The organism is Alistipes sp. DJF_B185 (assembly GCF_964250025.1).
Lineage (GTDB): Bacteria > Bacteroidota > Bacteroidia > Bacteroidales > Rikenellaceae > Alistipes > Alistipes finegoldii.
In genome coordinates, this window is sequence record NZ_CAXUDY010000009.1 from 18,218 (window position 1) to 30,900 (window position 12,683).

General features: G+C 59.2%; 13 protein-coding genes. All 13 read right to left on the reverse strand.

Translation table 11 applies throughout. The features are described 5' to 3' along the window. Nucleotides 1-17: 17 nt before the first annotated feature. The gene (gene nuoK, locus ACESTR_RS11760) at nucleotides 18-326 is read right to left on the reverse strand and encodes an NADH-quinone oxidoreductase subunit NuoK (protein WP_009599068.1); all 309 of its coding nucleotides are present in this window, start codon (nucleotides 324-326) and stop codon (nucleotides 18-20) included. Nucleotides 327-338: 12 nt separating this feature from the next. Continuing rightward, nucleotides 339-848, reverse strand: coding sequence for an NADH-quinone oxidoreductase subunit J (locus ACESTR_RS11765; protein ID WP_009599072.1), 510 nt, complete (start codon nucleotides 846-848; stop codon nucleotides 339-341). Nucleotides 849-851: 3 nt separating this feature from the next. After that, nucleotides 852-1,292, reverse strand: coding sequence for a NuoI/complex I 23 kDa subunit family protein (locus tag ACESTR_RS11770; protein WP_009599041.1), 441 nt, complete (start codon nucleotides 1,290-1,292; stop codon nucleotides 852-854). Between the two features lie 2 nt (nucleotides 1,293-1,294). Beyond that, nucleotides 1,295-2,371: an NADH-quinone oxidoreductase subunit NuoH gene (nuoH, locus tag ACESTR_RS11775; RefSeq protein ID WP_009599064.1), complete on the reverse strand. Its 1,077-nt coding sequence runs from the start codon at nucleotides 2,369-2,371 to the stop codon at nucleotides 1,295-1,297. A 176-nt stretch (nucleotides 2,372-2,547) separates the two neighbouring features. Continuing rightward, nucleotides 2,548-4,161: an NADH-quinone oxidoreductase subunit C gene (locus ACESTR_RS11780; RefSeq protein WP_279183174.1), complete on the reverse strand. Its 1,614-nt coding sequence runs from the start codon at nucleotides 4,159-4,161 to the stop codon at nucleotides 2,548-2,550. Nucleotides 4,162-4,163: 2 nt separating this feature from the next. Further along, complete coding sequence (locus tag ACESTR_RS11785) at nucleotides 4,164-4,820, reverse strand: NADH-quinone oxidoreductase subunit B (protein WP_227042792.1); 657 nt, start codon at nucleotides 4,818-4,820, stop codon at nucleotides 4,164-4,166. Next, entirely contained in the window at nucleotides 4,811-5,161 is a 351-nt protein-coding gene (locus ACESTR_RS11790) for an NADH-quinone oxidoreductase subunit A (protein ID WP_009599057.1), read from the reverse strand. Before ACESTR_RS11790 ends, ACESTR_RS11785 begins: the two co-directional genes overlap by 10 nt. Before the next feature lie 111 nt (nucleotides 5,162-5,272). Then, nucleotides 5,273-5,638: a hypothetical protein gene (locus ACESTR_RS11795; protein WP_009599055.1), complete on the reverse strand. Its 366-nt coding sequence runs from the start codon at nucleotides 5,636-5,638 to the stop codon at nucleotides 5,273-5,275. 219 nt (nucleotides 5,639-5,857) lie between these two features. After that, nucleotides 5,858-7,222, reverse strand: a complete 1,365-nt coding sequence (locus ACESTR_RS11800) for a DUF4989 domain-containing protein (RefSeq protein ID WP_373179313.1) — start codon at nucleotides 7,220-7,222, stop codon at nucleotides 5,858-5,860. Between the two features lie 67 nt (nucleotides 7,223-7,289). After that, nucleotides 7,290-8,807: a BT_3987 domain-containing protein gene (locus ACESTR_RS11805; RefSeq protein ID WP_373179314.1), complete on the reverse strand. Its 1,518-nt coding sequence runs from the start codon at nucleotides 8,805-8,807 to the stop codon at nucleotides 7,290-7,292. 19 nt (nucleotides 8,808-8,826) lie between these two features. After that, nucleotides 8,827-10,002 carry a DUF1735 and LamG domain-containing protein gene (locus tag ACESTR_RS11810; protein WP_195289800.1) on the reverse strand — a complete coding sequence of 392 codons (1,176 nt, stop codon included), beginning with the start codon at nucleotides 10,000-10,002 and terminating at the stop codon, nucleotides 8,827-8,829. Between the two features lie 12 nt (nucleotides 10,003-10,014). Further along, nucleotides 10,015-11,064: a glycoside hydrolase family 18 gene (locus tag ACESTR_RS11815; RefSeq protein ID WP_302575927.1), complete on the reverse strand. Its 1,050-nt coding sequence runs from the start codon at nucleotides 11,062-11,064 to the stop codon at nucleotides 10,015-10,017. A gap of 19 nt (nucleotides 11,065-11,083) precedes the next feature. Continuing rightward, the gene (locus ACESTR_RS11820; protein WP_373179315.1) at nucleotides 11,084-12,673 is read right to left on the reverse strand and encodes a SusD/RagB family nutrient-binding outer membrane lipoprotein; all 1,590 of its coding nucleotides are present in this window, start codon (nucleotides 12,671-12,673) and stop codon (nucleotides 11,084-11,086) included. Nucleotides 12,674-12,683: the final 10 nt, after the last annotated feature.

Consider the following 12,683-nt stretch of genomic DNA (forward strand, 5'->3'; position numbering starts at 1 on the left):
TCGTTTTTCGTTTTCGGCTACCACTTCATCTCCCGCAGGCTCTTGACCTCGATATTGCGGATGTTGCGGTAAATATTGATGATGATGGCGATGGCGACGGCCGTCTCCGCGGCGCTGATCCCGATGGCGAACAGCGTAAAGAAGAATCCTTCCAACTGTTCCGGGAAGAGGAACCGGTTGAAGACGACGAAGTTGATATCGACCGAATTGAGGATCAGCTCGACGGAAATCAGCATCGCCAGCAGGTTGCGGCGCGTGACGAATCCGTAAATTCCCACGAACATCATGATCGTGGAGAGGACGAGATAATATTCCATGTGTATCATAGCCGTACTTTTTTAGCGTTTGCGTGCGATGAGGATTCCGCCGACGATGCAGGCCAGCAGCAGGATGCTGATGACCTCGAACGGCAGCACGTAGCCGTATTTGCCGCTGCTCATCAGCGCATGGCCGATGGTCTGCACGTGCAGTTCGCCGTGAACGAAATGCGAGGGCCTGAAATCGTGTCCGAGCGTCACATAAAGGCAGACGCCGAGACTCAGCAGCGTCGCGGCCAGCCCCACGAAGAATTTATATCCCTTCAGGTCCTCCGACTTGTCGCCCTGACTCGACGTCAAAAGAATCGAAAAGACGTACAGCACCGTGATGCCGCCGGCATAGATCAGCAGCTGCACCGCGCCGAGGAACGAATAGTTGAGCTGGAAATAGATGCCCGCCGTACCGAACAGCACGAACAGCAGGTAGGTCGCCGCGCGCAGGATGCGCTTGGTCGTCACAGCCAGCAGAGCGCTCACGGCCGTGAAGACCGCCAGCACCGTAAAGACGATTAATTCGAGTGTTATCTCCATGGCTTACTGTTTATTCAGGGTTTTGACCAGCTTTTCGCGCGTGTAGACCGCATGTTCGAAGTCGGTCGAGAAACGGATCGCCCCGGTCGGGCAGGCATTGACGCACAGACGGCAGAACATGCACGCCCCCAGATCGTACTCGTAGAGCACCAGCCGCTTGCGGCTCTTGCCCGTTTCGGGATCGGCGACCATTTCGGTCGTGATGCGGATGGTGCCGTTGGGACACGCCGACTGACACAGGCCGCAGGCGATACACTTGTTCCGGCCCTCGGCGTCGTGCGGCATGGTCAGTTCGCCGCAGAAGCGGTCGAACATCCTGAGCGTGGCGCGGTTCTCCGGATACTGCTCGGTGACCTTGGGCGTGAAAAACTCACGGCCCGTCACCTTGAGTCCCGTCAACAGGGACCCCAGTCCGTGAAAGAATCCTTTGATATAGCTTTTCATGGCTAAAAATGCAGTTTAAATACGACGACAACGACCATCAGCAGCAGGTTGGCCAGTCCGATCGGCACCAGATACTTCCATTCGAGCGTCAGTATCTGGTCGATACGCAGGCGCGGGAATGTCCACTTGATCCACATCAGCAGCCACACCACGAAGAACGCCTTGCCGAAGAACCAGACGAAGCCCGGAATGTAGTCCATCGCGGCGTTGAAGCCCTCCCAGCCGGAGATATGCAGCGGCATCCACCCTCCGAGGAAGATCGTGGCGGCCACGCCCGCGACGATGAACAGATTGACGAATTCGGCGACGTAGAAGAGTCCGAAGTGCATGCCCGAATATTCGGTGTGATACCCCGCCGTCAGCTCCGACTCGGCTTCCGGCAGGTCGAACGGGCCGCGGTTCACCTCGGCGTTGCCCGCGATCAGGTAGATCACGAAGGCGATCAGCGCCGGAATATGCCCCTTGAAGATGAACCAGCCGTCGGCCTGCCGGGCCACGATCTCGGAGAACTGCATGGTGTCGGTCAGCACGATGATCGTCAGGATCGAAAGGCCGATCGAAAGCTCGTACGAAATCATCTGCGCGCCGCTCCGCATGGCGCCGATGAGCGAATACTTGTTGTTGGAACTCCACCCCGCCAGCAGGATGCCGACCACGCCGATCGACGACGCGGCCATCATGAAGAAGACGCCCACGTTGAAGTCCAGCACCTCCAGCCCCTTGTTCACGGGCAGGCAGGCGAACGCCAGCACCGACGCCAGAATGACGATGTAGGGCGCGAGGTTGTAGAGGAACTTGTCCGAACGGCGGATGGTGATAATCTCCTTGGTGAGCATTTTGAATACGTCGCAGATGACCTGCAGCGTGCCCCACGGCCCCACGCGCACCGGTCCCAGACGGCACTGGAAGGCCGCACAGACCTTGCGTTCCATGAAGATCATCAGGATGGCGATCACCGTATACATCAGCAGCAGGCAGACACCGACGATCACGCACTCCAGAAAGACCGCCAGTCCGAGGGGCATCAGCGACGTGAGCAGCCCGTGAATCCAGCTCGTTACTATACTAAAATCAAACATATCTGTAAGTTTTTCCTTTTTCAATCCGTTTTCCGCTCTCCCCGGCTGCAATTCACGGTCTCTGGCCGTGTTTACAAGTCTGCCCCCCTAAATCCCCTTCTCGGAGGGGACTTATCCGCCTGCGGCGGAAAAAACATCGGGAAGAGCCGGCGCCGACCGGCGAAGCTTTCAACCTCTCACCGGTCTATATCGGGTACGACGTAATCGAGCGTGCCTCCGATGGCGATCAGGTCGGCGATCTTCGTCCCCTTCGCTATGGTTTCGAGACACGATACCAGCGGCAGTCCCGTCGAACGGAACTTCATGCGGTAAGGCGACTTGTCGCCCCGGCTCTCGATAAACACGCCGAATTCGCCGCGGCTCCCCTCGACGGCGGCGTAGTAGCTGCCTTCGGGAATGCGGACCACCGGCTTCATCTTCAACTGGTATTCCCCTTCGGGAATATTGTCGATCAGCTGTTCGACGATGTTCATGCTCTGCTCGATCTCGCGCATGCGGACCATGTAGCGGGCGAAGCAGTCGCCCTCGGTGAAGAGCACCTCCTCGAAATCGACCTTGCCGTACATGGCGTAGGGATGCCGCTTGCGCACGTCGCAGGCCCAGCCCGCGGCGCGTCCCGTGCCGCCCGTGGCGCCGAACGAGATCGCATCCTCACGGGTCAGCACGCCCGTTCCTTTCAGACGCTCCTGCGCGATGACGTTGCCCGTGAATATTTCGTGGTATTCGCGCAGCAGCGGACGCATATAGGCGATGAACTCCTTGACCTTGCGCACGAATTCAGGATGGATGTCGGCCTGCACGCCGCCGATGGTGTTATAGGTCTGTATCAGGCGGCCTCCCGTGGTCTGCTCCAGAATGTCGAGCACCTTCTCACGGTCGCGGAACCCGTAGAAGAACGCCGTCAAAGCCCCCATGTCCATACAGAGACACGCGAAGAACAGCAGGTGCGAATCGATGCGCTGCAGCTCGTCCATGATCGTGCGGATATACTGCACCCGCTCCGACACCTCGACGCCCAGCCCCTTCTCGATGCACATGCAGAGCGCATGACGGTTCTGCGCGGCCCCCAGATAATCCAGCCGGTCCGTAAGGGCCAGCGTCTGGGGATAGGTCAGCCCCTCGCACAGCTTCTCGATGCCGCGGTGGATATAACCGCAGTGCACGTCGAGCTTCTTGATGATCTCACCCTCCAGCGAAACCCTGAAGCGCAGCACGCCGTGCGTCGCAGGGTGCTGGGGACCGACGTTGATGACGTATTCGTCCTCTTCGAAGAGCACGTTGCGCTTGCGGATGAAACTGCCGTCGGAGGTCAGCTCGAAACTCGGAGCGCTGTCCTTCGACACCTCGTTGGTCATGCGCAGCGGATTGAGCGCCGGATCGTAATCCTTGCGCAGGGGATACCCCACCCAGTCGTCGCGCAGGAACAGCCGCCGCATGTCGGGATGGTTCAGGAACCCGATGCCGAAATAGTCGAATACCTCGCGTTCGTTCAGCTCGGCGGCCTTCCACAAATCGCAGACCGAGGGCAGGCCGCATTTCTCGCGGCTCGGCGTCAGCGTCCGCAGGACGACGTTTTCGCCCGTGGCGGTGGCTTCGAGGTGATAGACGGCTCCGAAGCCCTCTTCGCCCCAGTCCATGCCCGTCAGACTGCGCAGGAAATCGAATCCCGCGGCCCTGAGCCGGGCGGCCAGATCGTGAAACTTCTCCGCGGGCACGGTCCACATGCCGTCGCCCGCCTCGGACCATACGGCCTGAGGTTCCCATGCCGTTATCTTGTCTTTCAGCGTCATACTCATTGCTTTTCTCCTCCTTCCACATTCAAATCGTTCCGCTCCGAGGTCAGGTCGCGGCGCAGCAGCTCTTCATACTCTTCGCGGCCGATCTGCTTGTTCACCCCGCCGAAGAAACGCTGCAGCTTCACTTTGCGCTGCAGCTGCATCAGGCCGTAAAGCATCGCTTCGGGCCGCGGCGGACAGCCGGGTATATAGACATCGACGGGCAGAATCCTGTCCACGCCGTTCAGCACGTGATACGACTTCTTGAAGGGTCCGCCGCTGATGGCGCAGCCGCCCACGGCGATCACGTACTTCGGATCGGCCATCTGGTCGTAAAGGCGCCTGAGCACCGGGGCCATTTTGTGGGTGATGGTGCCGGCGACCATGATGAAGTCGGCCTGACGCGGCGAGGCGCGGGCCACTTCGAACCCGAACCGGGCGAAATCGTAACGCGCCGCGCCCACGGCCATGAACTCGATGCCGCAGCAGCTCGTGGCGAAGGTCAGCGGCCACAGGCTGTTGCTGCGGCCCCACTCGATCAGCTCGTCCAGACAGCCCACGATCACGTTCGTATTGTTGTCGCGCAGTTCGGCGACCATCTTTTCGAGGTATTCGTTGTCGTTGAAATCTTCGTATTTCATCGACTTGATCTTCGGTTCTCTTTTTACTTCCATTCCAAAGCTCCTTTCCGCCATGCGTACGCAAGGCCCAAAATCAGGACGACCAAAAAGAAGAGGATGCTCACCAGTCCGTACACACCCAGCTCCTGCACGACGACGGCCCATGAAAAGAGGAACACCGTCTCGACGTCGAACATCAGGAACAGGATCGCAAAGAGGTAGTAACCCACCTTGAACTGCATCCACGACCGGCCCCGTGTCGGGATGCCGCACTCATACGCTTCGCCCTTCTGGGGGTTGTACGAACGCGGCGACACGGCGCGGGCGATACCCAGCGCGACTGCGACCAGCGCAATGGCCGTCAGGATGACGACCACCAATAGCGTGAAATACATAACCTGTTATTTTACGAATTTATATTCCGGAACACGAAAAACGGGCATGCCCCCGGCGGACGGGACGTCGCGGCCGGAAACCATGCGGCTGGCAAAAAGGGACAGCCGGGGCTAAATCAGAATCCGCCCCAGAGAAAAGATGTAGTAATCGACCGGCTTGGAATAGAGCGCGCCGCGGTCCGAGAGCGCCGAGTTTTGCTGCGCCACGGCTTCCGCCGCAGCCGAACGGGCATAGAAACGATGCCGCACGATGGCCTTATGCTCCGAAGAGTGGGCCGGAATCTCGATCGAAGCGTCGCCCGAAAGCATTACGGCGGCCGTGAAATAATTCTGCGCCGTAACGGGTGCATGGAGTGCGGCCTGCGGACTCATTCCGGGCTGTACCCGGCATGCGCCTCCCTGCGGCGTCGCACCGTCGAGACTTCCCGCCAGCACGAAGAGCAGCACGAACAGCGCATATTGAATTCTCTCCAGCATTATCGACAAAACAATTTCAGCGCAGCGAATATACGCTCTTTCCCGCTGAAAAGCTACCTTTCGGACGAAAAAATGCACAAAATGATGAATTTTGGCTACAAAAGTGTCAAACCGACCTGATTGCCGGACGACGGACCTCCGCCGACAAAAGTCAAGACCGAAAAAAAGCTCCCCGCATTTCTGCGGGGAGCCTCCGTTAACATTCGGACCGGATAGCGGTTATTCGTTCCGACCATAGATATACAACTCATTGATGCTAAGCGCAGTGCTGCCCTTCATGCCGACCCACTTGACATAGCGGGCGTTGCAGGGTTTGAGCAACTGAACGTAGTTGGTTGCGCCATAGCCTCTGTTGGGAGCCTCGGCCTGCCGGAGCTCTCCGTGCGGCGTCCAGTTCTCCCCGTCTTCCGACGTAGAAAGCTCGAAGTACTCGCCCAAATAGTCGATACTAAAAGCCTGAATATCAAAACCGGCGACCCACTGCAAGGTCTTCATGTCGATCGTAAGTTCGAGCGAGGAATCTCTCCAAAGATAAATATCGGAATACGAATCTCCGTCCCAAAGAGCGGTATTAGCATTCGAACTTGAGCTGCCGTTGGTTTGCACGGTCCATCCGCTCGTCGGATACTTCTTCCACGACGGATCGGCCGCGGACAGGAAAGTCAGGAGATCGGACTTCTTCACGATCGAAATCGCAACGCCGGCATCCTCCGGATCGACGGCGGCCCCGGCGGTATCGCCGACCAGCTCGGCCGTGAGCTGCACCGGGAAAGTGCCGAGTTCTTCGTCCGCTTCGAGGAAGTCGTCCGTCACCGACCACGTCGTTGCGTCCGACTCTTTCGCCCCGGCCGGAATCGTCACCTCGGCAGCGGGCGTAAAGCGCTCGTCGTCGACAAATCCTTCGGGAATGCCCGCCGATTTCACGACGAACTTCGTATCCTCCAGTACGGGACGGTCCACCACGACCTTCACGTCATATGTTATCGGATCTTCGTTGACGATCGCACCGTCGATGAAGTTGCGCTTGAAAGTCACGGCATTGCCCTCGACGCCCACGAGCGACGCGACAGCGACATAGGCAGCCTTTTCGATCACCATCTTCGCCTCGCCGTCCACCACGGGAACCTGCGAACCGCGCGCTTCGACCACACGCACGCCCAGCTCGTAGGTCACAGGCCCGAACACATTCTCCATGAAGTCGTAGTTCTCCTCGATCATCCTTACCGAGACTGCCGCCGTAGTGCTGCCGGCGGGAATCACCAGCTCGCGCGCGCTGATCTCGACCAGCTCGGCCGGTACGTTGGTGATAATAGGTTCTACGCGAACGACCGTCTCTTCGGGGCTGGCCTGCGCAAGGGCAATGGTATACTCGCCCGAAAGCGAACCGGCGAGATTCAGCACGCCTTCATTATCGTAAGTTCCCGCGAAAGTCGCCACCCGGTCCGTAGTACCGGAGATCGTTGCGCCGACCGGCGTTTCGGGGTAACCCGCCAGATCGACCTCCTCGTCGGCGCGGCAGCCGGTGAAGAGCGCTGCGCCGCCCGCGAAGGCGAAAACCAGCGCATATTTAAACATGTTTTTCATCGTTTACTGTTTTTCGGTTAATTCCGCCTTGCAGGCGGGGTCGCCCCGCCTGCAAGGCGGAATCGAATCAATAGTTTGGCCACTCAGGCTGTGCCGGACGCGAATAGGTATCCGGCAGGTCCTCAGGATAATTATAGCGCGTGGTGTCGGCGAACTTGTAGAAGTGCTCCGGCTCCTTGAGCGGCGAACCGTAGAGAGTTTCGGGACCCTTGTTCAGCCGGTTGACGAAAATATTGCGCCAAGCATTCTTGTCCACCCTGCCGTTGGTATTCTTCAGCGGATCGGGTGCGAAGCCCATGAACCAGCCCTTGCCGGTGGTCGGGTTGAGCATACCCTCGGCAACGCCGCTGGTGAAGTTGCCGCCCGTACCGCGGTTGAACTCCATCGAGATGGCCGAGCACTGCTTCTGGGTCATGTTGCCCTTGGGCGAGGTGGACTGACCGTAATCGCCCACGGCGATGTCGACCCACTCCGCAATGTCCTGCCCTTCGATCTCGGTCGGCCAACTGCTGATATGGAACGAAGAGTAGCAGTAGGCTACGACCAGCTTGTCGGGCATCGCCTTCTTCGATTCGTAGGCAAGACGGGCCGCACGCGCCGAACTGCGCGAAGCATAGTAGGGATTCGAAAGATCGGGACTGTTCGAATACTCGTCGTCGAAGCACACGCCGTCGATATTGTATGCTTCGCAGAACGTGGCGAGTTCCTTGGCGAACATCTGGCATCCGTAGTCGGAAAGCTGGGCTACACCCGACTGGTCGTGGTTGCCCAGTACGCACATGATGACCTTGATGCCGCGTTTGCGCAGCGGCTGAATGAAGACCTCGTTGTTATCCATCCAGTACTGGGTCTGCGGATTGAGGCTCAGGAACGGAGCGTTGCGGTCCGCATGGTGGTTGATGTTGCCCGAAAAGAGGCAGACCACATCCCACAGCAGGCGTCCGTCTTCGAGCTCGAACGTCAGGGCGTTGAGCGGATTGACGTCGTTGACCTCGAAGAACAGGAAGCCCTTCGGCAGGTCGTCGCCCTTATAGCAGGTAGGCATCGAGGTCATATCCTTCACCACGTAGAAACAATGGCTCTCCTTGAGGATCACGCCATCGGCTTCGAGGGCTACGGGGATCAGATATCCCCGGCCTGCTACGAGTCCTTCGGCAGCATGGACAGTCATCTCGACCGTAAGTTCGACATTGCGGCCTGCGGCGGCAAAGAGGCCGTCGTTGGCAAAAGTCACCTTGTCGGCCGGATAAAGCGTATAATCCGTACCGTTGGCCTTGTTGTACTGCCCCGCGTCATAGGAGGTATCGAACTTGGCCCTAGCCGTGAACCCCTCGGCGGGGGCTTTGGTCAACACCAGACGCAGCTCGGCGGTGTAGGTCTCCTTCCACAATTCGACGGTGGTGTTCGACTTCCCGGAGTTGAGGTCCTGCAGCACGGCGCCCGTTTCATTGAGGCCCGTTTCGATCGAGCCTGCGCCGTCCCACTCGCCGACCGTGACATCGTCCGTGCAGGAGACGAACGCAGCGGAGTAGAGCAAGGCTGCGGCTGCGGCGAGAATACCGGATTTGAAATATCTCGTTTTCATGCGTAATAGCTGTTATTGGTTATTTTACTTCAGGAAGAGTTACGGGAATCCAAGTCGGCGTGCCGCCCACGGCAGAGAGATTCGTGCCGTTCGCATGGTCGATGATCGTCGAACCGGAACCCTCGTTGAATTTCCAGTAGGCCACCAGCCCCTCGCTTTCGGGGCTGACACCGTACATGTTGCCGGCGATCTGCTCCGGCGTACGGGCCACGCTCCAAACGCGCAGCTCGGAAATCTCTCCGGGGATGTAACGCTCCTCGTTGTACGACTTGCCGACGTAACAGTTGCTGGTCAGCGTAACCGATCCGCTCATCTTCTGATTGGAGTAGGCCACCTGCTTGCCGTTCTGGTAATAGATACGCTCGCCGTTTACGGCGTCCCAAACCACGGCGATATGCACCCACTCATTGACCGGAAGCCCCGGAGCGGCATTGGCTGCGGGCCAGTTGCCGCCGTTGGCCGATCCCGTCGCCAGCTGGAGCTGGTCGCGCGGACGGTCGGCGTCGCCGATGCGCACGAGGAAGTTGCCTTCGATACCGAATACCGAGCTGAGGGCGTCGCCGCGGCCGTCGGTCCAGTCGGCGCTGCGCAGCAGGGCCTCGATGGTGACCTGCTTCATGCCGCTGACGAGCGGTTTGGCGTCGGCCGACCAGCTGACCGGGAAGTTCATCCACGCGATATTGGCCACCACGTTGATCATCGCACCCTGACGGGCCACGAAGTAGACCGTACTGCGGCTGTCGAGCAGATCCACGCCATTGCACGAAGTGACCGTCACGGGCAGCACGTAACGCAGGCTGCCGTCGAGCGTATTGATGTCCTTGAACACGATCTCTATCGCGTCGCCGCTCACCTGACCGGCCGCAATGTCGATCCGGTTGGAAGAGAGTTCGTAGCATTCGGCGGGAAGCGCCACGGCGTTGTCGCCATAGATCATGTTGTAGGCGGCTACCTGCGACGGATCGGCCCCGATCGTCACGGCGACCTGCTGCGCGGCAGGCTTGGCCAGACGCGACTCGATCGTCTTGGTATATCCCGGCGTGTCGCTCTTGATCAGCAGGTCGTCGGACAGAATGGTCGAGGTGATATAGAACTTGTTATCGAAACGATGCTTCTCGACATCCTCGTTCTTGCAGCCGGTGAAAGCGACTGCGGCGAGCGCCGAGAGAACCAATAAGCATTTGTTGTATTTCATGGCTGTCAGTTTTTAGATGGAGGGGTTCATAATGCCGATCGCCTCGCGGGTCTTGGCCCACACCTTGGCGGGGTTGTAATAGTCGTACTGGACATCCTCGATCAGCAGCCCTGCACGGGTATAGCCCGGCGAAGGGAGCGTCACCCATCCGGCCCAAGCCTCGATCGCCTCGACCGTATCGCCGAAGGCATCGACCATGCCGGTATAACCGAACTCCTTCTTGTCGTCGCCGGGACGGGTGGTCTGGGCCGTCACGATCAGACGGTCGGCCGGCACGCCGGCAACGCTGACTGCGGTAAGAGCCGAGAACGACATTTCGTCGAGCGTCTTCACGTCATTGGTCGGCAGGATGATGTAGGCGCACTCGTCCAGCAGCGGCATATTCGCCTCCGTAACGGCTCCGGTGAAGCCGCGGAAGACGAGCGCATGCGACGGGTGGGCCTCATGCCAAGCGCGGATCGGAGCGAAGAGCGCTTCCTGACGGGCCGTATAGACGGCCAGCGCCTCGTCCTGCATGCTGCCTACGGCCTTGCCCGTGTAGGTGAAGATGAAGCCGTCATAGCCCCAGCGGTCTACCAGCGCGATCTGCTCGCCGACACGGCCGCCGAGATAAGCCAGCGCATCTTCCTCGCTGAGCGTGGGGTCCTCCTTCAGCACCTGCGTCCAGTCGTTTTCGAATGTCTGCAGGTCGATATTGAAGAGGATGCGGGTTCCCTTCTCATGCACTTTCCGGATTTCATCGACAAGCGTCTGGCAGAGCACGGCCGGAACCGGGTTCACCACGATGAAGTCGACGCTGTCGGGTATCGCCGTAAAATGCTGCGTACGATGGGTCGTCGCGGCGCCGTTTTCGGGAACGGTCATCGTAACGAACACCGCCTTGTGCGAACCGGCCTTGTACTCCCGGAGCGCCTGCATGTACCGGGCATACAATTCGGGATTCGTCTCCTCGAATGACGAATAGTTCACGTCGATCGCCTCAGGCTCGACGGCCTCGTGGCAGCCGACCATGAAAAGCACGGCTGCAAGGGGCAGAAAATATCTTTTGATGTTGATTTTCATAGTTTGACGGTTTTATAGGTTAGCGAATCCGGGGATTGCAATCCCACCACAGACGGGTGGACATTTTGTCCTGACCGCCCAGCCACTGATCCACGGCGGCCCGGATCGTTTCGCCGTTCGCCTCGTACTCCTCCAGCGGATAGGTCATACGGCGGGCGCCCAGCTGCAGATTCGTGATGTCGGGATTGTTATTGACCACCACCGGGAACAGACGCGGATAGCCCGTACGGCGGTAATCGGCCCACGCTTCGGTACCCAGCGGGAAATTGGCGATCCACTTCTGGGTGATGATGCGTTCGAGGTTCTCTTCGAAAGCCGCCCCGTCGTTCCAAGGGATCGTGACCGTCGACTGGTTCGAACAGCTGTAACCGAATGCCGGGTCGTCATAGCCGCCGGGAAGCGCCGTCGAAGCCATATAGGCCGTCAGCTGATCCGCGACGCCGCAACGCTCGAACGAGAGCCGGATACCCTCCTCGTAGAAGGTCCGGGCGTTGCCGCCCATCGCCCAGCCGCGCAAAGCGCCCTCGGCGCGGAGGAAGGCCACCTCCGAAGCGTTCATCCACATCAGCGACGTCGATGCCGTCACGTTATACCGCGAGAAGTTGTTGATACGATCATCGTCGGGAATCTGGATGCCGTTGCGAAGACCGTCATAGCCGCCTCCGCTGAAAGCCGACTCGTTGAAATAGCTCGCACGACGGGGATCGTCGTAACCGTTCATGAACGACGCGATATCGGCGGCGATGCGGTGGTCGCCCGCACCGGACTTATAGCTGAAGAAGCAGACGTAGAAAGGATTGCCGTCCTTGCCGAAGCCCGTATACATGGCATTGCCGGAGTTGTCCTCGATCACGCCCAGCTCCGAGCTGACGGCCTCCTCGGCCAGCTGCTGCGGAGTACGACCGTCATCGGTGGTGAAATCCGTATAGACGATACGCATCGCAAGACGCAACTTGAGCGAGTTGGCCAGACGGCCCCAGCGCTCCAGACTGCCGCCGTAAAGCCGGTCGGCATCGGTGGTGATCATGCCTGCACGGTTGCGCGTAAGCACCTCGACGGCAGCATCCAGATCAGCGAACATGGCCTTGAAGACCTCTTTCTCCGAGTCCAGCGGCACCGGATCGGCGCCCGTACCCACCTGCGTATAGGGAATCGGTCCGTAGGTGTCGGCGACGCGGTGTACGCCGGCGACCTTCACCACCTTCGCCACGGCGATGGCATTCTCGTCTTCGGTCACCTTGCACAACTCCGTGAAGTTCGACATTTCATTGGTGTAGATAACCCGGTAAAATACCGGCGACCAGTTCGACTGCGGGTCGTAGGTCGAGAATTTTCCGGTGTTGAATCCGCTGTTCGCATCGGCGATATAACCGCCGTAAGGCCCGCCCAGCAGCAGATCGGTGAACTGGCACTGATTGACGTCGGCCGGAATGACCCAGCTCTGCATGGTGGTCATGAACGACCGCATGGCGTAACCGTCCCGCTCCATATCCTCTGCGGTAACCTCATAGGGATTCCGGTTGATATCTTCGTAGTTGGCCGTGCAGGATGCCGCGCCGAGCGCTGCCGCCGCAAGGGCCACCGTCATATTCGATATATTGAATTTCATGGCGTTTTAG